This is a genomic window from Bradyrhizobium sp. MOS001, assembly GCF_004634465.1.
In the GTDB taxonomy this organism is placed as follows: domain Bacteria; phylum Pseudomonadota; class Alphaproteobacteria; order Rhizobiales; family Xanthobacteraceae; genus Bradyrhizobium; species Bradyrhizobium barranii.
The window spans coordinates 53,746-75,645 of record NZ_SPVJ01000001.1 but is presented as its reverse complement, the minus strand read 5'-3'; the positions used below and the strand labels follow the sequence as shown (position 1 = coordinate 75,645).

The following is a 21,900-nucleotide window of genomic DNA, read 5'->3' as shown; positions in this document are numbered from 1 at the left end:
AAATTCAGACGTCAAAGCCCCGGCATTGTCCGGGGCTTTTTCGTTGCGGCTTCTGTTTTGCGGAGTTCAAGGCTCGATACATCGAGAGCTCCGGTGCGCGGTGCCCCAGCGGGTCGTGCCAGTCCGGAGGCGTCGCCTCAAGCTCTGCGTTCCCAATTCATATGTACCTGACCGGCAACAGCTTTTTGGCTGGAACCGCCTATAGCTTGGTCATCCGATGACTCGAAGTTCAGCGCGCGCGCGGAACAGACCAAGGTTGGGATTTAATCATGAAGAAGTTTTTGCTCGCTCTGACGGCATTGGCGGCGATGACCGGTTCGGCCGCGGCGGCTGACCTTGGGGCCCGCCCCTATGTGAAGGCTCTGGCGCCCGCGCCCGTCCAAAGCTGGACCGGCTTCTACATCTTCGGCGGCGGCGGCGGCGGTCTGTGGTCCGCTGACAGCAACATCCAGAGCACTGGTGTTGCTGGAGGGTTCGGTGCCTTCGGACCGGCGGGCACCGCTATAACCCGCGATACGCGCCTGGGCGGCAGCGGCTGGTTTGGAACCGTCGGCGCCGGTTACGATTGGCAATTCAACGGCCGCTGGGTGGCCGGCGTCTTTGCTGACGGACAGTTCGGTGACATCAGTGGCTCGCTGACCGACCCCGCCTTCTGGCAAACGGAAGGCCGCCAAAAGCTTCGCACCAGCTACACGGCCGGCGCGCGGTTAGGCTATCTCGTTGCGCCCAATGTCCTGTCTTACGTCAACGCCGGTTACTCGGGTTCGGAATGGTCAGGCACGTCTCAGACGTTTCTGGGTGTGGGACCGGGCGCCAGTACCGCGACGCAGACGACCACTGGCTCCTTCCACCGCGATGGCTTTTTCGTTGGCGGTGGCGTCGAGAACAACCTCGACATTTTCGGAATTGCTGCGCCCGGCTGGTTCATGAAAACCGAATACCGTTCGGCGTACTATGACCGCATTTCCCGGCCCACGACGTTTGCTCCGGGCAATAATTTCGGCGCGCCGGCGGTGGGTCTGACGGGCACCGCAATTACCTTCAAGCCCTGGGTCCAGACCATCAGCACGTCGCTGGTCTACCGCTTCAACTGAAGCGCCCCAACTCCTGAGACAGGTCCTGATCCAGTCTAGTTAGACGTCAAAGCCCCGGCATCGTCCGGGGCTTTTTCGTTGCCGGATTGTCAGCGGCCGACGCTCGCCTTCAGAGGTCGGTACGCCTCTCCAAGCCGGTTCTCGATCCCCGCCCAGTCGGCCTCAGTGATCGCCTCGCCCCGCGCATCGCGAAACGCCATGGCCTCTCCCCGCGCGATGCCGAACTGCCTGATGCCGGAATCGTCCGCGCTCTTGCCGTAGGTCAGCGCCGCCACGCGTGCGATGGTGAGGCCATAGTCGCGCGGATCCACCGCCTCGCGCCGCGCCTGCCACCAGTCAAGCTCGAGACGGGCGGCCTCGTGCGCGTCGAACGACACTGGCGCGGCCGATGCAAAATCCCGGTAGTATCCAACGAGCGCTGGCAGGGCCGCATCGGCCTCCCGGCGTGATCGCGTCGGCTGGAACTTCCTGGCGGCCCCGGCGGCGCCGAGCGCGATCTGCAAGCTTCCTAGCGGTGAAAAGCCGAACTGCGTCCGGGTCGCTTCGTAGAGATGGTGGAACAGCGCGGCATAGCGCTTGTCGTAATAGTCGCGCCACATCGCTGTCTCGAGCCGCGCCATCCCGGCCGGATCGAACGCCCGCAGATCCGCACGACGCGGAATGACGGCATAGGCCGCCACCAGTGCGACCGCAGCCGCGATGCCAAGGGCGCTACCCAGGATCATCTTCCGCACGGACATGGATCCTCCCAGCGGCCCTGCATCCGCAGCCATTGTATCCAAACCGAAGCTACGGCTAGTCTGGCGGGAAGTTTTCGTGATCCGCGGCGATCGTTGATGCCGTGGGCCACGACAGAAGCAAACCAACGGGGAGGAATGCATGCGCAGATTTCTGCTGATCGCAGGCCTTTTTGCCCTCGCCGTCGGGCTGCTCTGGATCGGACAGGGAACGGGCACCGTCGCCTGGCCGCGGTCGAGCTTCATGGTCAACCAGTTGCAATGGGCCGGCTATGGCGCAGCCATGGCCGGCTTCGGACTGGTCCTGATCTGGCAGAGCAACCAATAGAAGAAACCAGGGAATACAAATATGACATCCAACCGGTTCGATCTCCGCGGCAAAGTCGCGATCGTCACAGGGGGCAATGGCGGCATCGGTCTTGGCCTCGCCCACGGACTCGCCGATGCCGGCGCCGATATCGCCGTGGTCGCACGTAACGAAACCAAGTCGGCTGTTGCCGTTGCCGATCTCAGAGAGCGCGGCGTGAAGGCGATTGCCGTCACCACCGACGTCACCGACAAGGCGGCGGTCGCGGCCATGATCGACCGCGTCGTCAAGGAGCTTGGCCGGATCGACATCCTCATCAACAATGCCGGCATGAGCATCCGCAAGCCGCCGCACGAGCTCGAGCTCGACGAGTGGAACAAGGTGATCGACACCAACCTCACCAGCGCTTTCGTGTGCTCGAAGCTGGCCTATCCGGCGCTGAAGGCGTCGGGCAACGGCAAGGTGATCAATATCGGCTCGATGATGTCGATCTTCGGCGCGAGCTTCGCCACCGCCTATGCGGCAAGCAAGGGCGGCATCGTGCAGTACACGCGCGCGTGCGCCAATGCGTGGGCGCCCGACAACATCCAGGTCAACGCCATCCTGCCGGGCTGGATCGACACCGACCTGACGCGCGGCGCGCGGCAGCAGGTCTCGGGACTGCATGAGCGCGTGCTGGCGCGCACGCCCGCGGGACGCTGGGGCGATATCGACGACTTCGCCGGCATCGCCGTGTTCCTCGCCTCGTCCGCCTCGAACTTCGTCACGGGCACTGCGATCCCCGTCGACGGTGGATTCTCCGTGATGGCGTAAGCTTGGCCGCGGCCGACGAAAAAGCCCCGGCAGATGCCGGGGCTTTGAAAGCTCTCACGTTCGGAGAGATCAGTACCTTGCGACGACGGCCGAGGGACCGAAGCGGTAGTTCACGCCGACGCGCACCGCATCAACGACATGGCTGAAACGATACGTCGCGGAGTCCGTGAGGGCAGAAATAGGCAAGTGCTATTTACCTACTGCACCCTTATGCACCGTCACGGTCAGTTTCCGGAGATGACCATCCGCTGCGCCGTCCCGCCTGTGGCGACAACGACGCGCGAATCGGCAGAAAAAAGCCCCGGACGGAGCCGGGGCTTTCAGTTGTTGGCAGTACTTTTTTAGCTTCGGTCGTTTGTTGACGTGCTCAGTAGCGCGCGATGACCGGTGCGTCGAACTTGTAGCTTGCGCGCACGACGGCCCACTGGATGTCGCGCGGCTTGGCATCGAAGGTGTAGTTACCCGAGGTGCCGCCGAGCTGATAGGTCTGGCTGCCGAAGGCCGCGTAATTGTACTCGAGGCCGACGATCCAGTTGCGGGTGATGCCGTATTCCCAGCCGGCGCCGACGGTCCAGCCGTTGGCCCAGTGGGTCTGACCGCCCGAGCCGGTCGAGGGCGCAACGGTGTCGCTGACGTTGAGACGGTTGTTCACGCCGGCATAGCCGCCCTTGATGTAGAACAAATTGTTCTGCACGGCGAAGCCGGCGCGGCCGACGACGGTCGCGAGCACGTTGGCGCGCCAGGTGAAGATGTCGTCAGCGGCGCCGAAGGCGGTGTTGACGACCGTACCCTTGTTGTCGAGGCCGGAGATCGTGCCTTCCATGCCGAACACGTAGTTGTTGGCCTGCCAGTTGTAGCCGATCTGGGCGCCGCCCATGATGCCAGCGCCACGCTGGCGATAGCCCTGGCCCGGAACGAGATCACCGAACGGCGCGCCGGTCCCGTTGTTGATGAACTGCTCGTTGGTCCATGCGCCACCGATGTGGCCGCCGACATAGAAACCGGTCCAGTTGAACAGCGGCTCCGCATAGGCGGGCGCCTTCGTGTAACGCGCACCGAGATCGGCGGCTGAAGCAGCGCCGGTCGAAACCAGAGCGGTCGTGCAGGCGAAGGCGGCAATCAATTTATTACGCATGGTACACCCCGTGTCCTTTGATGGGTGCACGGTCACACGCAGGTCTTACTCAAATTTGAATCAAGAAAGTTAAGACGCCGGATTGGCAAGCGGCGCGACGTGAATCCGTTTGCGCTGTTGCACGCACGCAACGCGCGGCGCGCGATTTAACGCCGCGTTATCCCTACCGACCTCCTGCACTACGATGCCGGCGCGGCCTTGGACTGCACATGCTCGGGCCGCACGCCGAGCGCAATCAGGCGCGCCGGAATACCCTGAAGCCATGGCAGCGCAGTGATCAGGCGCACGACCAGCGGCACCTTCAGCGGCCGATCGGCGCCCTGCAGGGCGCCGCTGATGATGTTGTTCTGCACGATCATCTGCATGCGCTGCGTCATCCTCACCGGGAATTCGCGGCGTCGGCGCACGGCATCGAGTTCATTCTCGGTTGGGCAGCCCTGCCGAAGCTTGTCGGCCAGCAAATTGGCGGTCGCAACTGCGTCCTGCACGGCGAGATTGACGCCGACGCCGCCGACCGGCGACATCGCGTGCGCGGCATCGCCGATGAGAAGCAGGCCCGGCCGCGTCCAGCGCGCCAGGCGGTTGATCGCGACGGTGAGCAGCTTGACGTCGTCAAAGCTCTTCACATCGGCAATGCCGGATCGAAGGATCGGCGCCATGCGCACGACGTCGTCGAGCAGCGCCTGCAATCCCCTCGCCTTCACTGCCTCGTATTGTCCCTTCGCGATGACATAGGCGCACTGCCAATAGTCGCCGCGGTCGAACGTGACCATCATCTTTCCGGGCTCGACGCGCGCGAACAGGTTCTCGGTCTCGTCCGCCTTGCGGCCGACGCGGAACCACAGCACGTCCATCGGCGCGCCGATCTCCTCGACGCGGAGCCCCGCACGCTCGCGCACCGTCGAATGCCGGCCATCGCAGGCAATGGTGAGATCGGCTTCGATGTCGATCGGCCCATCCGGCGTCATCGCGCGCACGCCGGCGATGGTCTCGCCGCGACGGATCAGATCGACGGCTTCCGTATTCATCATCACCTTGAGCGAGGCGAAGCGCTGGCCGGCCTCACGCAGGAAATTCAGGAAGTCCCATTGCGGCATGAAGGCAATGAACGGGTACTTGGTGCGGAGCCGGCGGAGATCGGCGATCCGCACGGGCGTGCCGCCAAACAGGCCGTCCATCATCTGCAGGCGCTGGTGCGGCAGCTTCAGGAACCCATCGATCAGGCCGAGCTCATCCATCACCTGGAGCGTCGAGGGATGCACGGTATCGCCGCGAAAGTCGCGGAAGAAATCCGCATGCTTCTCCAGCACCACGACGTCGATGCCGGCGCGTCCCAGGAGATAGCCGAGCATCATGCCGGCCGGCCCGCCGCCGACGATGCAACATCGGGCTCTCACGGAGTGACGCACGGTCTGCTCTGGGGTATCAGATTCCGTCATCAACTCCTCGCTTACAACTTTAGTACTCTGTGCGGTGCAACAAGCCGGAATTGGTTTGCCGCAATGCCGAATGGCCGGTAGCGTTGCTGATAATTTCGATTGATTTCAGGATGATCCCGCGTTGCGCACCATACTGATAGTGCTTGGCATCTGGCTGCTGATCAACGTGCTTTTCGTCGTGATCATGCTGCCGCCGCGCAAGCCGCGGAAGCCGGATCCTCAGGAGGCGGGAACGCTCGCGCCGGCACGGATCGACCAGAACGGCTATCCGTTCGAGGAACAGGAGAAGGTCCTGCTTCGCCATGTGGTCATCTCGATCGCCATGGGGACGTTCTTCTCGCTTGCGCCGCCCTTGATGGAAGCGATCGACGCCATCAAGCGCTACATCGGGAAGCGTCGCGGCTAGTTTCCCGCGCCAACTGCGCTCGCCGCCCAACAATGGCAGACCGCTCAGTTGTTGCTGCGGTTCGCGGCCCGAAAACTCTTGATTTCCGACACGCTGCCATCGCGGTAGGTCAGTTCCACCGAGACGAACTGCGTCGCCGGGGCAAGCTTCATGTAGAGCGGCATGCCGGCGCTGATCGCGCTGGGATCGCGCATGTCGCAGCCCGGCATCTTCAACACCTGGTTCGGAACGGCGGTGTCGATGCCGATGCGCACCTCGCGGATGGCGCACCGGTAGGACACGAGATGCGTGTAATAGACGAGCAGCCCGTTGAACTCGCGGAACGACAGCCAGCTCGTCGCGGTCATGTCGAGAATCTTGCGCTGGTCGCGGATCAGCGCGGCCTCGGGATCGAACTTGATCGGGAATGGCCCCTGCATGTCGCCGGACTGATCGACATAGCGGACCTCGATGGTGCCGGCCTGCGCATCCGGCGGCAATTCGATCGACGGGTTCGGCATCCGCTTGCGCGTACGCGGATCGAGCGTGTCGATGAAGCCGGTCTCGCGGAAATCGCCATTGCCGGCCATGCGCCAGGAAATACCGAGCGTCGGGTCGGCGAAGGAGAACACCACGCTCCAGCCGCCATTGTGGCGCGAGAAGCTGGCGATCGGCGCGTTGGTGGTTTCTTCCTTCGGCACGCGCGGTACCGACACCGGCGGGAGAGCCGCGAGCTTCTGCGGCGGCGGATCGGCCGGGCGCGCAGCGGCCGTCGCGTCCTTGGCAACGCCGCTGAGGAAGACGTCGTCGACCATCTGGTCGAAATAGACCGGCACCTGCCTGTGCTTGACGGTGTCGGCCATCTCGCTGACGAGACGGCGGGTGCGCTGCGCCACCTGCACCAGGTTCTCGCCGGGCTGGAGCAGCTCCTTGGCGAAGGTGCGCGTGAACACCGAATTGGGATTGGCGTCGTCGTTGGAGAGACGATCGAGTGCGGTCTGGCGGGGACCTGCGGAGAACACCGAGAACACGCCTTCGGGCAGCTGCACCATCGGCGCGAGGCCGCCGCCGCCGGCGACCGCGCGGGTGCCTTTGCGCTCGAACGGGTTGTTGCGGCAGGCGTCGAACACCAGAATCGACGTGCGCGCCTTCTTGTTCTGAAGGCGCTCGACGATGCGGTCGGCCAGGATGGAAGCGTCGCGCACCGGCTCTTCCTGCCCTTCGGTCGCCGCCGGTACGTCAGTCGGCAACAGGTAGTTCTGGCCCGCGATCTCGAAGCCGTGGCCGGCGTAGAAGAAGAATGCGGTGTCGCCGGGCTCGATCGTCCTGTCGAACGCGAGCAGCGTCTCGGAGAATTGCTGCCGGCTCTGGTTCTCGGCGACCATCACCGAGAAACCGAGCTGCTTCAGTGTATCGCCCATGGTGCGGGCGTCGTTGACCGCCTTGAGGAGCTTGGGGACGTTCCTGTAGTCGTTGTTGCCGACGACGAGCGCAACGCGCTTCTCGGCTTGTGCGGGCAGCGCGAAGCCGCTCAGGCTCACCGCAAGGCCAAGGGCCGCCAGAATTCTGAAAAGCCGACGCGTCATCGTAAAATTCCCGTTGCAGAACGGCGCTCCGCCGGCCCCCTCGAACAGCGATTCATTGGAACCCTCTGCCGTTGATGATAGTCGGTCCAGCCATATCGACGGTTCAACGCGCAGAGCCCACGGGTTCCGTCATCTGGACTATGGCAGATTCCTCCGGAATCTGCTTTTTCTAGGAAGCTGCGCTGCAAGCGGGGGCTGCCGTGTATCGATGGTGTACTAACGAGGTCGAGCCGCATGACCGGTTCGACTATTGGCGCGAGGTCCGGTCCAAGGGCCTGTTCGGCGTCACCGCCGAACTCGAGCGCGAGCGCCGCGCGGACTTCTACGGCGAATTCTCGCTGCGCCAGCTCGGCGGCGGTGGGCTCGTCGAGCTGAAGGCGTCGCACTACACGGTCGAGCGCAGCAACTCCGACATCGCCTACGCGCCCGGCGACAGCATCTGCGTCTACCAGCAGCTCGGCAGCGGCGGCTGGTTCGGCGGCATGCGCACCGGCGACTTTGCGATCGCCAACGGCAGCTTCGCCACCAGCCATACCGACCAGCCCTATCGCACCGCGCCGCTCGGCGCAGGCGGCTTCCACCTGCGCATCCTGAAGATCCCCGTGAGCAGCCTCTCCACGCAGGACAGGCGCATGCGCGAGCTTGCGCCCCGGACGTTCAACGATCCCGGCCTGGCGCCCCTGCTCGGCGCCTGCTTCGCCGACCTCGATGAGGCCGCCGCAGGCGATAACGGCGCCACTGATGCGACCTCAGTCGCCCAGACCTCCTTGGATCAGGCCTTGGATCAAGCCTCGCTCGTCCAGGCCTTGGCCCATCTGGCGCTGATCGAGCGCGGCATCGTGCGGCCCGGCAGCCGCCGTGGGCAGGCCGCGCTGCGGACCGCCCGGCTCTCACAGGCGCGTCGCCTGATCGCGCGCTATCTGCAAGACCCCGATCTGGCGCCGACGATGGTGGCTGACCAGCTCGGTGTGTCCGTGCGTCACCTGCACATGCTGTTCGAAGCCGCGGCGAAGAGCTTTTCGCAGACCGTGACGGACGAACGCCTGAAACAGAGCCGCCGCCTGATGCGCGAGGCGCCGGACCGGCTGATCGCTGATATCGCGACCTCCTGCGGCTTCGAGAGCCTGGCGACCTATTACCGGGTCTTCAACGCCGCCTACGGAATGGCCCCCGGCGATTTCCGGGCCCGGGGCCCGGAGGGGCGTTAGCCGTCCCTCCGGCAGCTATCGCCCGGTTGACGGTGGAGGCGGAAAAGCCCAGCCGGGCCCGCTATTTGAGCAAAAACCTCAGGTTTTTTAGGGTCTTCCCGCGCCCGCTCCATTGACTTTGGCCGATTCCCGCCTATGTTCCAGGGCGACGCGGCTCAGATCGAAGACCGATTCTTGAGCCTTGCGCTTTGTTCGCGTGAGTCAGCACCCCCAGCTTCTTTGAGAGCGCGCCGTTTCGGGGTGGAACGCGACAGCCTTAATTACTCTCGATTCCGAACGGCGGTTTCGACCAGAGGCTCAATGTCCTTTTCAAATCTCGGACTGTCTGAAAAAGTCCTCGCCGCAGTGGCGGCCACCGGTTACACCACCCCCACCCCCATTCAGGAACAGGCGATCCCCCACGTCCTCGCACGCAAGGATGTGCTCGGCATCGCCCAGACCGGCACCGGCAAGACCGCGGCCTTCGTGCTGCCGATGCTCACCATCCTCGAAAAGGGTCGCGCCCGCGCGCGCATGCCGCGCACGCTGATCCTGGAGCCGACCCGCGAGCTCGCGGCGCAGGTGAAGGAAAACTTCGACCGCTACGGCGCCGGCCAGAAGCTCAACGTCGCCCTGCTGATCGGCGGCGTATCCTTCGGCGACCAGGATGCCAAGCTGACGCGCGGCGTCGACGTGCTGATCGCCACCCCCGGCCGCCTGCTCGACCACACCGAGCGCGGCGGCCTGCTGCTCACCGGCGTCGAGCTGCTCGTCATCGACGAAGCCGACCGCATGCTGGACATGGGCTTCATTCCCGACATCGAGCGCGTCTGCAAGCTCGTCCCGTTCACGCGGCAGACCCTGTTCTTCACCGCGACCATGCCGCCGGAAATCCGGCGCATCACCGAGACCTTCCTGCATAATCCGCAGAAGGTCGAGGTCTCCAAGCCCGCCACCACCGCCGTGACCGTCACGCAGTGTCAGGTCCCGGCCGGGCGCGAGGCGCATGAGAAGCGTGAATTGCTGCGACGCCTGCTGCGCGAGGCCAAGGATCTCCAGAACGCGATCATCTTCTGCAATCGCAAGCGCGAGGTCGCCGTCGTTCACAAATCACTGCAAAAGCATGGTTTCAGCGTCGGCGCCCTGCATGGCGACATGGACCAGTCGGCCCGCACGGCGGCGCTCGAACAGTTCCGCAAGGGCGAACTGCCGCTGCTGGTCGCCTCCGATGTTGCCGCCCGCGGCCTCGACATCCCTGAGGTCAGCCACGTCTTCAATTTCGACGTCCCCCACCACCCCGACGACTATGTTCACCGCGTCGGCCGCACCGGCCGCGCCGGCCGGTCCGGTATGGCGATCTCGCTCGTGACGCCGCTCGACCAGAAGTCGATGGTGGCGATCGAGAAGCTGATCGGCCAGAGCATTCCGCGCGCCGAGGGCGATTTCGAAGTGCCCGCGGACGCAGGCGAGCAGAGCGCACGTTCGCGCGAACCGCGCGGGCGCGACCGTGAACGTTCCCGCGGCGGACGCGGCAAGCCGCAGCGTGGCCGCGATCGTGAGCGCAGCCACGAGCCCCGCGAACCGCGCGGCGAGGCGAGGCCTTCCGCAGAGACACAGCCCGCTCCTGAAGCGAGACCTGCACGTGAGCCGAGGCCCGCACGGGAGGCGAGGCCTCCGCGTGAAGCGAAGCAATCATCGGAGCCGCGCGGTGGATCGCGCCAGCAAGCCAATCCATCGCATGTGCCGTCGATCGGCCGCCCCGAGCCGCGCCGCCAGCGCGAGGCCGATACCGAGCCCGGCGATCACTCGCACCTTCCGGCGTTTCTGCTCCGGCCAGTGCGTTCTCCCGCCGGCGCCTGACGCGCCGGCGCGACTCAGGTTCGGTTGAGCAGAGCCGCTTCACACTTATTCTGATGCATTCGCGAACGTCTGTTTACAGAGCGTTCACGATCGTCCGTTAGCCTGCGAACATAATTTAAGTATTGCTGCGGTCGATGGCGCACCGACCGCTGTGGGGTATGTTCAGTGGTCAAGGTGCTCGACGAACACGAACGCACGATGGCGTTCGCCGAAGTGGCTCTCGGTCAGATCCGCTCGCTTCGACAGACTGCAATTCCCCGCAATTACGAGATCTGGTACGTCTACGCCACCGGCTATAACGCGCCGCTCAACAAGATCATCAACGAGACGCTGGCGCGCCACGGCAAGCTGACCGAAGGCGATCTCGAGCAGATCTACGAGACCTATCTTTCCCACATCAAGACCACCGACCGCATCGACAAGGTCGGCGCACGCGTCATCGGCGAGATCGACGACGTGATGACGGTGCTGAGCGAAGCGCTCGGGATGACCGGCTCCTACGATGCCAGCCTGTCGGGCGCGACCGAGCAACTGTCGTCGGCCAAGAACCGCGACCAGATCAAGTCGATCGTCGAGACGCTGCTGCGTTCGACCAGCGAGATGCGCGAGACCAACAAGGCGCTGGAAGACCGGCTGACCCTGTCCAAGAACGAGATCAGCAATCTCCAGCAGAGCCTGGAGGCGATCCGCGCCGAGAGCCTGACCGATCCGCTTACGGGATTGGGCAATCGCAAATATTTCGATCGCATGATCGGCATGGCCGTGCAGAGCGCGCTCGCCTCGGGCGAGCCACTGTCGCTGCTGCTGTTCGACATCGATCATTTCAAATCGTTCAACGATTCCTACGGCCATCTCACCGGCGACCAGGTGTTGCGGCTGGTCGGCCTGTCCATGAAGCAGACCATCAAGGGACAGGACATCACCGCGCGCTATGGCGGCGAGGAATTCGCGGTCCTGCTGCCCAACACGGCGCTGCGCCAGGCCCTCACCGTTGCAGATCACATCCGCCGCGCCGTGATGGCGAAGGAATTGAAGAAGAAATCGACCGGCGAGATCCTCGGCCGCGTCACCATCTCCGTCGGCGTCTCCATGCTCAAGCAGGGCGACGATCCCGACGCACTGATCGAGCGTGCCGATGCCTGCCTCTATGCCGCCAAGCGCAACGGGCGCAACCGCGTGATCTGCGAGGCCGATCCGGAGTTCGCGATCGAGTCGCACAGCCGGGTGGCCTGACGCCGAAGCAGCGCGCCGAAGAAACGGCCGGCGCTTGACATTCCAACCCGCCGAACGACATCTTCCCCGCCGCCCGACTACGAGCGTCGAGAGGACTTGTCGTCTTGCCCAATCCCCATGACTTTCACACACCGCAGCCGTCGTACACCAGGGATGAACTGCTGAGATCGAGCGACGGCGGCTATTTCGGCCCGGGCAACGCGCAATTGCCGGCCCCGCCGATGCTCATGATGGATCGCATCACCGAGATCAGCCTGGACGGCGGCGAGTTCGGCAAGGGCCACATAGTCGGCGAGCTCGACATTGTGCCCGGCCACTGGTTCTTCGATTCCCACTATCGCGGTGACGCGATGATGCCGGGAAGTCTCTGCCTGGATGCGATGTGGCAGATGATCGGCTACTGGCTCGGCTGGTCGGGTTCACCGGGCAAGGGCCGCGCCATCGGCGTCGGCGAGGTCGACGTCACGGGATCCATCACACCCGACACGGGCTGCGTGCGCTACGAGGTCGCCATGCGTATGGTCCGGCGCGGCAAGCTGGTGCTCGGAATTGCCGGCGGTCGTGTGCTTGCCGATGGAGTCTGCGTCTTCATGGCCAAGGACATGAGGGTCGGACTGACCAAGGCGGTGGACTGAGGTCTCGTAGGGTGGGCAAAGGCGCGCAGGCGCCGTGCCCACCATCTCTCCAGCACCTTTATCCTGAACGGTGGGCACGCTTCCGCCTTCGCTCTACGAGCTACGGCGGACGAGTCGCTTTGCCCACCCTACGAACCGCTTTCTTGGCTGCTCGCTTCTTCACAGTCTTCTTCGCCGGCGTTTTCTTCGCCACCGCCTTCTTCCCCTTCGGCCGCTTCTTCACCTTGGCGCGCTGGGCGGTGGCGAGCGCTGCCCTCGCCCATTGCGCAAGCTCCTCGGAATCGTCGAACAGGCGCGCCGGCAATTCCCAATAGGAATTCACCAGCACGGTTTTGGCGCGGGTCGAATACTGGAACGGCTTCGAGCCTTCCGCTTCAAAGTCCGGGATGGTGACCTCGTCGGCGCGGAAGAACAGGCCCGCGCGCAAGGCGAGCGCGAAGTTGATGCCGTCGGCGGAGATGCCGTAGCCGGAGAACATTTTTCGGATGGTGACGGGGCCGAAATCGGCGAACAGGTCGATCAGGAATTCGCGGTCCATGGCCAAGCTGTCTCCCCACGGTCGTCCCCGCGAACGCGGGGACCCATAACCACAGGGAGGAGTTTAGCGAAGACTACCAGCCAGGAAAGCTTGGTACTGATACCGAGCGTCATCGCCAGATCACGCGGTATGGGTCCCCGCGTTCGCGGGGACGACAGCGACTTACCCGTCGATCTTCGCGGGCCGCAGCTCGACCGACTCGCCGCAGCCGCAGGCGGAGACCTGGTTGGGGTTGTTGAAGACGAACTGGGCCTGCATCTTGTCGGCCTTGTAGTCCATCTCGGTGCCGAGCAGGAACAGCACGGCCTTGGGATCGACCAGGATCTTGACGCCCTTGTCCTCGACGACCTCGTCGGTCGGGCGGACATCATGGGCGTATTCGACCGTGTAGGACTGGCCGGCACAGCCGCCGTTCTTCACGCCGACGCGCAGGCCCACGATCTCGGAATCGGCGCGGCTCGTCAGCTCGCTGATGCGCTGGGCGGCGGCATCGGTCAGCCGCATCACCTGCGGACGCGGGCGCCGCGGTTTCGGAGTGGATGCTGGTGTTGGGCCGGACGATATCTGTGTCATGTCAGTGATGTGGTCCGTTGCTGAGCGAATTCAATGCCAGAGTTACGCGTCACCACATGTTGAGCACGAGGCGGGCCTCGTCGCTCATGCGTTCCGGCGACCACGGCGGCTCCCAGACGACCTTGACGTCGACCACGCCGACGCCGGGGACGCTGGCGACCGCGTTCTCGACCATGGTCGGGAGCTCGCCGGCAGCCGGGCAGTTCGGCGTCGTCAGCGTCATCTGGACGTCAACCGAGCGGTCGTCCTTGATCTCGACCTTGTAGATCAGGCCGAGTTCGTAGATGTCAGCCGGGATCTCCGGATCGAACACGGTCTTGAGGCCCGCGATGATCTCGGTGGTGAGACGCTCGGTCTCCTCAGGCGGCAGCGCCGACTGGGTCTCCATCGGATTGGCTTTGACTTCGGCCGTGTCACTCATGCGAACAAATCCCGCGCCTTCAACAGCGCCTGTGCCAGATGATCGACTTCTTCCCGCGTATTATACATGCCGAACGACGCCCGGCAGGTGGCAGTCACGTTGAACCGCTCTAAAAGCGGCATCACGCAATGGGTGCCGGCGCGCACGGCGATGCCCTGGCGGTCGATCACGGTGGCGACGTCGTGGGCGTGGGCGCCCTTGAGCTCGAAGGAGATCACCGGGCCCTTGCCCCGGGCGGTGCCGATCAGCCGCAGCGAATTGATCTCGCGCAGCCGGTCCTGGGCGTAGGTGGTGAGATCGTGCTCGTGGGCGGCGATGCGCTCCTTGCCGATCGAACTGACGTAGTCGATGGCCGCGCCAAGGCCCACGGCCTCGACGATCGCGGGCGTGCCGGCCTCGAACTTGTGCGGGGGATCGCCATAGGTGACGATGTCGCGCGAGACCTCGCGGATCATCTCGCCGCCGCCGTTATAGGGACGCATCGCGACGAGGTGGTCGTACTTGGCCCAGAGGATGCCGATGCCGGTCGGCCCGTAGACCTTGTGGCCGGTAAAGACATAGAAATCGCAGCCGAGATCCTGGACGTCGACAGGCAGATGCACTGCACCCTGGCTGCCGTCGACGAGCACGGGAATGCCGCGGGCGTGGGCGATTTTCACGACGTCCTTGATCGGCACAATGGTGCCGAGCGCGTTCGACATCTGCGTGATCGCGACCAGCTTGGTCTTCGACGTCAGCAGCTTCTCGAACTCGTCGATGAGGAAGTTACCCTCGTCGTCGACCGGCGCCCACTTGATCACGGCGCCATGGCGTTCCCTGAGGAAATGCCACGGCACGATGTTGGAGTGGTGCTCCATGATCGAGATGACGATCTCGTCGCCCTCTTTGATGTTCGGTTCGCCCCAGGACGACGCGACGAGGTTGATCGCCTCCGTCGCGTTGCGGGTGAAGATGACCTCTTCGGTCCGCGGCGCGTTGATGAACTGCGCAACCTTGCTGCGACCGCCCTCATAGGCCTCGGTGGCGGCATTGGCGAGGTAATGCAGGCCGCGATGCACGTTGGCGTATTCGGACGTATAGGCCTGCGTCATGCGGTCGAGCACGGCGCTCGGCTTCTGCGCCGAGGCGGCGTTGTCGAGATAGACCAGCGGCTTGCCGTAGACCTGCATGGCGAGCGCCGGAAAATCCTGGCGCACGCGTGCGACGTCGTAGGCACCGTTCTTGACTGCGGGATGCGTGCTCATTGGCGCCGCTCCAGCCAGCGCTCGGCGATACCGATCACGTGCTCGCGCAAACCGTCATCGGCGATCTGCTCGATCGCCTCACCCACGAAAGCCTGGATCAGCAGCGCCTGGGCCTGCTTCTCCGGGAGGCCGCGCGCCTTCAGGTAGAACAGCAGGCTGTCGTCGAGCGCGCCGGCAGTGGCGCCGTGGCCGCAGGAGACGTCATCGGCGAAGATCTCGAGCTCCGGCTTGTTGTCGGCCTCGGCTTCGTCCGAAAGCAGCAGCGCGCGGGTCATCATCTTGCCGTCGGTCTTCTGCGCGTCGGGACGGACGATGATGCGGCCCTGGAACACCGAATGGGCGCGATCGTCGATCACCGCGCGGAAGACCTCGCGGCTGACGCAGTTCGGCACGGCATGATCGACCACCAGCGTGGTGTCGCCGTGCTCGGTCTTCTGGAGCAGGTTCACGCCGTTGACGGAGAGGTCGCTGCCCTCGCCCGCCATCGTGATGAAGCCCTGGAGGCGGCTGACGGCAGCGCCAGTCGTCATGTTGAAGAAATTGAGCTTCGTGTTCGCGCCGACCGTGACGAACTGCGAAGTCACATTCACTGCGTCGGGTGCATCGTCCAACAGGCGGATATGCCCGACGTCGGCATTGTCGCCGACCGAGAGGATGACGGCGTCGTTGACCTGGTAGGCCTTGGCACCGGCCGCAACAAAGCTCTCGATGATGGTGGCGCGAGCGCCGTTCCCGACCGCGATCTGTGAACGGCTGAAAGCCGACGCGGACGAAGCGGTCGCGATGTGGATGATCTGGATCGGCGCGGACAGCTGCGAACCGTCGGCGATCGACAACACGACGCCGTCGGTTGCCAGCGCCGCATTCAGCGCGATCACGGCATCGGTGGCCGCGGTCTTCAGGAGACCTGCGTCCTTCTCCAGCGCTTCCCGCAGCATCTTGAGGCCCGCCTCAGAGGCAAGCGCCTTGACGTCGGAGAGATCGGCCGCGAACACGCCGTCGACCAGCACCAGCTTGCGGGCGCCTTCGATCGCATGCGCCTTGACGGCATCCGCGGCACGCTTCAGCGCGGCCGCATCGGGGCTGGCTGCAAGCGGCAGCACCTCGCCGACCAGTGCACGCAGGTCGGTGTATTTCCATTCCTCGATCCGGCGATGCGGCAGGCCGAGACGCTCATAGGTCTCGAACGCCTCGCGGCGTACCGCGATCACAGAAGGCGAACCCGGCAGGCGGCCTTCGGCGCTGGCGAAGAGATCGCTCACCGCACGGCCGTTTCCGGTCTTTGCCACAGCAACGTTCATCCTAAAATTCCTTACGCGGCATCCTCGAACTGGGCGTAGCCGGACGCTTCCAGCTCCAGCGCCAAGTCCTTGCCGCCGCTCTTCACGACACGGCCCTTCGACATCACGTGCACGACGTCGGGCACGATGTAGTTCAGCAGCCGCTGATAATGGGTGATGACGACCATCGCGCGCTTGGGCGAGCGCAGCGCGTTGACGCCGTCGGCCGCAATGCGCAGCGCGTCGATGTCGAGGCCGGAATCCATCTCGTCGAGGATGCACAGGCTCGGCTCGAACAGCGCCATCTGCAGCACCTCGTTGCGCTTCTTCTCACCGCCGGAGAAGCCGACATTGACGCCGCGCTTGAGCATGTCCTGCGGGATGTTCAGCGACTTCGAGACCTCGCGGACCTTCCTCAGGAAGTCCGGGGTCGAATATTCGCTTTCGCCGCGCGCCTTGCGCTGCGCGTTCAGTGCGGTGCGCAGGAAGGTCATGGTGGCGACGCCGGGAATCTCGACCGGATACTGGAACGCCAGGAACACGCCCTTCGCGGCGCGCTCGTTGGGATCCATCTCCAGCAGGTCCTCGCCCTTGAACAGGATCTGGCCGTCGGTAACCTCGTAGCCGGGCTTGCCGGCGATGACGTGGGAGAGCGTCGATTTGCCGGAGCCGTTCGGCCCCATGATCGCGTGAACCTCGCCCTCGTTCACGGTCAGCGTCAGCCCGTGGAGGATCTCACGCTCTTCGACACGAACCTTCAAATCCTTCACTTCAAGCAAAGCCATCTTGGTGTCCAGTCTATTCAAATGATGCATGGAGCGCCGTAGCGCACCGCGAGGGTCGGCGATTAGCCGACCGACCCTTCAAGCGAGATCGAGATCAGCTTCTGCGCTTCCACCGCGAATTCCATCGGCAGCTGCTGAAGCACGTCCTTGACGAAACCGTTGACGACGAGGCCGACGGCTTCTTCCTGGGTGAGGCCGCGCTGGATGCAATAGAACAGCACGTCCTCGGAGATCTTCGAGGTCGTCGCCTCGTGCTCGAACGTCGCCGAGGAGTTTTTGGCCTCGATATACGGCACGGTGTGCGCGCCGCATTTGTCACCGATCAACAGGGAATCGCACGCCGTGAAGTTGCGCGCGCCGGTCGCTTTCCGGTGCGCGGTGACGAGCCCGCGATAGGTGTTCTGCGACTTGCCGGCGGCGATGCCCTTCGAGATGATCCGGCTCGACGTGTTCTTGCCGAGGTGGATCATCTTGGTGCCCGAATCGACCTGCTGGAAACCGTTCGAGATCGCGATCGAGTAGAACTCACCGCTGGAATTGTCGCCACGCAGGATGCAGCTCGGGTACTTCCAGGTGATGGCGGAGCCGGTCTCGACCTGGGTCCAGGAAATCTTGGACCGGTCGCCACGGCAGTCGCCACGCTTGGTGACGAAATTGTAGATGCCGCCCTTGCCTTCCGAATTGCCGGGATACCAGTTCTGCACCGTCGAGTATTTGATCTCGGCATCATCGTGCGCAACGAGCTCGACCACGGCGGCGTGCAGCTGGTTCTCATCGCGCTGCGGCGCGGTGCAGCCTTCGAGATAGCTGACGTAAGAACCCTTGTCGGCGATGATCAGCGTGCGCTCGAACTGGCCGGTGTTGCGCTCGTTGATGCGGAAATAGGTCGACAGCTCCATCGGGCAGCGCACGCCCGGCGGCACGTAGACGAACGAGCCGTCGGAGAACACCGCCGAGTTCAGCGTCGCGTAGAAATTGTCCGAGGTCGGAACCACCGAGCCCAGATATTTCTGCACCAGCTCGGGATGCTCGCGGATCGCCTCCGAGATCGGCATGAAGATCACGCCGGCCTTCTTCAGCTCGGCCTTGAACGTGGTCGCAACCGAGACCGAATCGAAGACCGCGTCGACCGCGATCTTGCGCCGGGCCGGATCTTCCTCGCCGGGCTTCGGCTCGACGCCTTCGAGCATCGCGACTTCCCGCAGGGGAATGCCGAGCTTCTCGTAGGTCTTCAGAATCTCCGGATCGATCTCGTCGAGCGAGGTGACCGTCTTCTTCGGCTTCGGCGCCGCGTAGTAATAGAGGTCCTGGAAGTCGATCTTGGGATAGTCGACGCGCGCCCAGGTAGGCTCGGTCATGGTCAGCCAGCGCCGATAGGCCTCGAGCCGCCACTGGAGCATCCAGGCGGGTTCGTTCTTCTTCTCGGAGATGAACTTGACGGTCTCTTCCGACAGTCCCTTGGGGGCCTTGTCGGACTCGATCAGGGTCTCAAACCCATAACGATACTGATCGACGTCGATGCGCTTCACGCGCTCGACCGTCTCTTGCACGGCTGGCATTCTATCCTCCGCTCGCGGTTTCAAGGACCGCGGTGGATCACAAACTTGGACGAGTATTACGATGTTTTTCGGCAGAAAGCACGCGCTTAGAACCGTTCAAGCCGTGTTTCGTCGCTTAGGCTCTAAGTAGGGTATTACCAAGCTTTCGCCAAGCCTCTAACGTCCTGTTGATGTCATCTGGTTCCGTGGACCAGCCCAGACTGAGACGCACCGCTCCCTGGGCAAGGGTGGCATCATACCCCATCGCCGACAGCACGTGAGACGGCTGCACCTTGCCTGATGAACAGGCCGAGCCCGAGGACACAGCCACGCCTTCGAGATCGAAGCCGATCACGGCGGTTTCGGCCTTCAGGCCGGGGGCAGTGAAAAGGGTGGTATTTGGCAACCGCTTGATGTCATCCGCGAAGACCATCGCCCCGGCAATCCCGCGGATACCATTTTCCAAGGAATCTCTGAGGGTTGCCATCCGCTCCGCATCCTCCGGCAGAGCCTGAAGGGCCGCTCTCACCGCCGCCCCGAAGCCGGCGATGCCGGCGACATTCTCGGTTCCCGCGCGCCGGCTCAGCTCCTGCCCGCCGCCCCGCAGCACGGGTTCCAGTCCGGCGATCCCCTCCGCCAGGACCAGCGCGCCGACGCCCTTGGGGCCGCCGATCTTGTGCGCGGAAAAGGTCGCAAGGTCTGCGTCCACAGTCTTGATATCGAACGGGATTTTCCCCAGCGCCTGGATCGCATCGACGTGCAGGAGCCCCCCCGCCTCGTGGACGATACCAGCAGCCTCTGCGATCGGCTGAATTGCGCCGGTCTCGTTGTTCGCAGCCATGATGGAGACCAGCGCCGGTGGGCCGTCACCGAGCAAAGCCTGCAGACGGTCGAGGTCGATCACGCCGGCGCGTGTGACCGGGATCTGGCTGACCTTCTCCGGTGGGAATCGGCCGCCCGACAGCACCGAGGCATGCTCGACGGCCGAGACCAACAGGCGCTCGACGGGGCCGCCGGACGCCCCCCGCAGACCGGGCGACAGCGCCAACGCATTGGCCTCGGTTCCGGCTGAGGTGAAGACGACGTTCCTCGGCAATGCACCGACGGCTGCCGCGAGCGTGGCGCGGGCTTCCTCGACCAGCCGGCGAGCCTCGCGACCCTCGGCATGAACCGAGGACGGATTGCCGATCAGCTCCCAGGCTGCAAGCATCGCGGTCCGCACTTCGGCGCGGAGCGGCGAGGTCGCATTCCAGTCGAGATAGACACGACTCTGCATGAGGTATTATGTTACTCCATGGATCAAGCTGGTGTGCCCGTCCTGGAGCCCGACATGGGCCCCCGTGGAGCGCTTGGCAACTCGATTCCGAATCCCCACCGTTCAATGACGCCGCCATGACGCGCTAACATCTTGAGCCCATTGCGGGATGTTCAAGATGCTTGCTTTTTGACCCTCGCCTCATGTTAGAACGCCCGCGTCAGTTCACCGCGCGCCGCTCGCGCACCATCCGAGGGCGCCGCTCCACTCTTCCATTCGCGGTTTGATCGGCACAGCAGTCGATGAAGTCCGCACAATCGGTTGATTGCTGAAGAGCGTCTTCAAGGGATCAATCAAGAGATCATCATGCCTGAAGTCATTTTCACCGGCCCTGCTGGCCGTCTCGAAGGCCGCTATCACCCGGCCAAGCAGAAGAACGCGCCGATCGCGATGATCCTGCATCCGCATCCGCAGTTTCACGGCACGATGAACCATCAGATCGTGTACCAGTGCTACTACGCCTTCGCGCATCGCGGCTTCTCGGTGCTGCGCTTCAACTTCCGCGGCGTCGGCCGCAGCCAGGGCTCGTTCGACCACGGCACCGGCGAACTGTCGGATGCTGCCGCAGCCCTCGACTGGGCGCAGACCATCAATCCCGAAGCACGCGCATGCTGGGTCGCGGGCTTCTCGTTCGGTGCCTGGATCGGCATGCAGCTGTTGATGCGCCGTCCCGAGGTTGAGGGTTTCATCTCGATCGCGCCGCCCGCCAACCTCTACGACTTCTCGTTCCTGGCGCCCTGCCCCTCGTCGGGGCTGATCGTGCATGGCGAGAAGGATGCGGTGGTGCCGCCCAAGGACGTCAACACGCTGGTCGAGAAGCTGAAGACGCAGAAGGGCATCGTGATCGACCAACAGGTCATCCCCGGCGCCAACCACTTCTTCGACGCCAAGCTCGAGCCGCTGATGGAAACCATCACGGCCTATCTCGACATGCGCCTCGCCAACGTGCGCTAAGGCCTCAAATGGGCTCCTTCGTCGCCTTGCTGCGTGCCGTCAATGTCGGCGGCACCGGCAAGCTGCCGATGAGCGAGCTCAAGGCCATGTGCGAAGAGCTCGGCTTCGCCGCCGTGCGCACCTATATTGCGAGCGGCAACGTCGTCTTCACGAGCCGCAAGTCGGAAGCTGCAATCAAGACCGCCCTCGAAAAGCGCCTGCACGCCTACGCCGGCGCGCCGGTCGGGGTGCTCGTGCGTAGCGCCGCCGAGATGGCGCAAGTCTCGGCCGACAATCCTTTTCCAAAGGCTACGCCCAATCGCACCGTCGCGATCTTCCTCGACAGGGCGCCACCTGAAGACGCGCTTGCCAACATCCGCGGCCGGAACAGCGAAGAGCTCCGCCTCGGCCGCCGCGAGATTTACGTGCATTATGGCGACGGCATGGGGACGTCGAAGCTCGTCATCCCCGCCGCCAAGACCGGCACCGCGCGCAACATGAATACCGTCGCAACGCTCGCGAAGATGGCCGCGGAGATCTAGGCCAGCTTGAGCGCGGCGATCCCCATCAGCACGAGCGCGATGCCGGCAAGCTTCATCGCGCTCAAGGTCTCGCCGAACAGCACGACGCCCAGCAGGAAGGTGCCGGCCGCGCCGATGCCGGTCCACACCGAATAGGCGACGCCGACCTCCAGCACCTGCAAAGCGCGTCCGAGCAGGAAGACGAAGGCGGCGAGCAGCACGAGCGAGACGATGCTCCAGCCTGCGCGCGTGTAGCCTTCCGCATATTTCATCGAGATCGCCCAGCCGACATCGAGCGCACCGGCGATCACCAGCATCAGCCAGGCCATGGATTGCGACAT

Annotated in this window: 23 protein-coding genes; 10 read left to right on the top strand and 13 right to left on the bottom strand. The window is 64.1% G+C overall.

The features are described from left to right. Positions 1-269: 269 nt before the first annotated feature. Entirely contained in the window at positions 270-1,094 is an 825-nt protein-coding gene (locus CT676_RS00315) for a hypothetical protein (RefSeq protein ID WP_063983510.1), read from the top strand. Positions 1,095-1,183: 89 nt separating this feature from the next. Here the strand turns inward: CT676_RS00315 and CT676_RS00310 are convergent, their stop codons facing one another. Next, positions 1,184-1,834 carry a hypothetical protein gene (locus CT676_RS00310; RefSeq protein WP_135213518.1) on the bottom strand — a complete coding sequence of 217 codons (651 nt, stop codon included), beginning with the start codon at positions 1,832-1,834 and terminating at the stop codon, positions 1,184-1,186. A 139-nt stretch (positions 1,835-1,973) separates the two neighbouring features. Here CT676_RS00310 and CT676_RS00305 point away from each other — a divergent pair, with 139 nt between their 5' ends. Continuing rightward, on the top strand, positions 1,974-2,159 hold the full coding sequence (locus tag CT676_RS00305) for a hypothetical protein (RefSeq protein WP_007609848.1): 186 nt from the start codon (positions 1,974-1,976) through the stop codon (positions 2,157-2,159). Between the two features lie 21 nt (positions 2,160-2,180). Further along, positions 2,181-2,951 (top strand): glucose 1-dehydrogenase, encoded by a 771-nt coding sequence (locus tag CT676_RS00300; protein WP_135213517.1) that lies wholly within the window; start codon positions 2,181-2,183, stop codon positions 2,949-2,951. A gap of 367 nt (positions 2,952-3,318) precedes the next feature. On the opposite strand, the gene CT676_RS00295 is transcribed toward CT676_RS00300, so the two are convergent. Both CT676_RS00295 and CT676_RS00290 read right to left on the bottom strand, forming a co-directional pair. After that, complete coding sequence (locus CT676_RS00295) at positions 3,319-4,086, bottom strand: outer membrane beta-barrel protein (RefSeq protein ID WP_135213516.1); 768 nt, start codon at positions 4,084-4,086, stop codon at positions 3,319-3,321. A gap of 179 nt (positions 4,087-4,265) precedes the next feature. Continuing rightward, a complete protein-coding gene (locus tag CT676_RS00290; RefSeq protein ID WP_135213515.1) occupies positions 4,266-5,525 on the bottom strand; it encodes an FAD-dependent oxidoreductase in 1,260 nt (419 codons plus the stop codon). Positions 5,526-5,646: 121 nt separating this feature from the next. On the opposite strand from CT676_RS00290, the gene CT676_RS00285 reads away from it, so the two are divergent. Further along, positions 5,647-5,931 (top strand): hypothetical protein, encoded by a 285-nt coding sequence (locus tag CT676_RS00285; RefSeq protein ID WP_063983514.1) that lies wholly within the window; start codon positions 5,647-5,649, stop codon positions 5,929-5,931. A gap of 44 nt (positions 5,932-5,975) precedes the next feature. On the opposite strand, the gene CT676_RS00280 is transcribed toward CT676_RS00285, so the two are convergent. Further along, entirely contained in the window at positions 5,976-7,496 is a 1,521-nt protein-coding gene (locus CT676_RS00280; RefSeq protein WP_135213514.1) for a caspase family protein, read from the bottom strand. Positions 7,497-7,696: 200 nt separating this feature from the next. On the opposite strand from CT676_RS00280, the gene CT676_RS00275 reads away from it, so the two are divergent. The 4 genes from CT676_RS00275 (at position 7,697) to fabA (ending at position 12,411) form a co-directional block, all read left to right on the top strand. Beyond that, positions 7,697-8,704, top strand: a complete 1,008-nt coding sequence (locus CT676_RS00275) for a helix-turn-helix transcriptional regulator (protein WP_135213513.1) — start codon at positions 7,697-7,699, stop codon at positions 8,702-8,704. A 300-nt stretch (positions 8,705-9,004) separates the two neighbouring features. Further along, entirely contained in the window at positions 9,005-10,543 is a 1,539-nt protein-coding gene (locus CT676_RS00270) for a DEAD/DEAH box helicase (RefSeq protein WP_063983517.1), read from the top strand. A gap of 165 nt (positions 10,544-10,708) precedes the next feature. After that, entirely contained in the window at positions 10,709-11,776 is a 1,068-nt protein-coding gene (locus CT676_RS00265; protein ID WP_039149102.1) for a GGDEF domain-containing protein, read from the top strand. A gap of 104 nt (positions 11,777-11,880) precedes the next feature. After that, positions 11,881-12,411 (top strand): bifunctional 3-hydroxydecanoyl-ACP dehydratase/trans-2-decenoyl-ACP isomerase, encoded by a 531-nt coding sequence (fabA, locus tag CT676_RS00260; RefSeq protein WP_135213512.1) that lies wholly within the window; start codon positions 11,881-11,883, stop codon positions 12,409-12,411. Positions 12,412-12,511: 100 nt separating this feature from the next. Here the strand turns inward: fabA and CT676_RS00255 are convergent, their stop codons facing one another. The 8 genes from CT676_RS00255 to CT676_RS00220 form a co-directional block, all read right to left on the bottom strand. Beyond that, on the bottom strand, positions 12,512-12,949 hold the full coding sequence (locus CT676_RS00255; RefSeq protein ID WP_135213511.1) for a TfoX/Sxy family protein: 438 nt from the start codon (positions 12,947-12,949) through the stop codon (positions 12,512-12,514). A gap of 162 nt (positions 12,950-13,111) precedes the next feature. Continuing rightward, complete coding sequence (locus CT676_RS00250) at positions 13,112-13,522, bottom strand: iron-sulfur cluster assembly accessory protein (RefSeq protein WP_071914312.1); 411 nt, start codon at positions 13,520-13,522, stop codon at positions 13,112-13,114. A gap of 49 nt (positions 13,523-13,571) precedes the next feature. Next, positions 13,572-13,943 carry an SUF system Fe-S cluster assembly protein gene (locus tag CT676_RS00245; RefSeq protein ID WP_014495549.1) on the bottom strand — a complete coding sequence of 124 codons (372 nt, stop codon included), beginning with the start codon at positions 13,941-13,943 and terminating at the stop codon, positions 13,572-13,574. Further along, on the bottom strand, positions 13,940-15,187 hold the full coding sequence (locus CT676_RS00240; protein ID WP_135213510.1) for a cysteine desulfurase: 1,248 nt from the start codon (positions 15,185-15,187) through the stop codon (positions 13,940-13,942). Before CT676_RS00240 ends, CT676_RS00245 begins: the two co-directional genes overlap by 4 nt. Then, entirely contained in the window at positions 15,184-16,488 is a 1,305-nt protein-coding gene (gene sufD, locus CT676_RS00235) for a Fe-S cluster assembly protein SufD (RefSeq protein WP_135213509.1), read from the bottom strand. The genes CT676_RS00240 and sufD overlap by 4 nt, the downstream gene beginning before the upstream one ends. A gap of 11 nt (positions 16,489-16,499) precedes the next feature. Next, positions 16,500-17,252 carry a Fe-S cluster assembly ATPase SufC gene (sufC, locus tag CT676_RS00230; RefSeq protein WP_028161255.1) on the bottom strand — a complete coding sequence of 251 codons (753 nt, stop codon included), beginning with the start codon at positions 17,250-17,252 and terminating at the stop codon, positions 16,500-16,502. A gap of 62 nt (positions 17,253-17,314) precedes the next feature. Then, the gene (gene sufB / locus CT676_RS00225; RefSeq protein ID WP_135213508.1) at positions 17,315-18,811 is read right to left on the bottom strand and encodes a Fe-S cluster assembly protein SufB; all 1,497 of its coding nucleotides are present in this window, start codon (positions 18,809-18,811) and stop codon (positions 17,315-17,317) included. A 115-nt stretch (positions 18,812-18,926) separates the two neighbouring features. Beyond that, positions 18,927-20,066 (bottom strand): cysteine desulfurase family protein, encoded by a 1,140-nt coding sequence (locus CT676_RS00220; RefSeq protein ID WP_135213507.1) that lies wholly within the window; start codon positions 20,064-20,066, stop codon positions 18,927-18,929. A 345-nt stretch (positions 20,067-20,411) separates the two neighbouring features. Here CT676_RS00220 and CT676_RS00215 point away from each other — a divergent pair, with 345 nt between their 5' ends. Both CT676_RS00215 and CT676_RS00210 read left to right on the top strand, forming a co-directional pair. Next, positions 20,412-21,059, top strand: coding sequence for an alpha/beta hydrolase (locus CT676_RS00215; RefSeq protein ID WP_014495555.1), 648 nt, complete (start codon positions 20,412-20,414; stop codon positions 21,057-21,059). An 8-nt stretch (positions 21,060-21,067) separates the two neighbouring features. Continuing rightward, on the top strand, positions 21,068-21,580 hold the full coding sequence (locus tag CT676_RS00210; protein WP_135213506.1) for a DUF1697 domain-containing protein: 513 nt from the start codon (positions 21,068-21,070) through the stop codon (positions 21,578-21,580). Here the strand turns inward: CT676_RS00210 and CT676_RS00205 are convergent. Beyond that, the gene (locus CT676_RS00205) at positions 21,577-21,900 is read right to left on the bottom strand and encodes a multidrug efflux SMR transporter (protein WP_135213505.1); all 324 of its coding nucleotides are present in this window, start codon (positions 21,898-21,900) and stop codon (positions 21,577-21,579) included. The two genes, CT676_RS00210 and CT676_RS00205, sit on opposite strands and share 4 nt — an antisense overlap.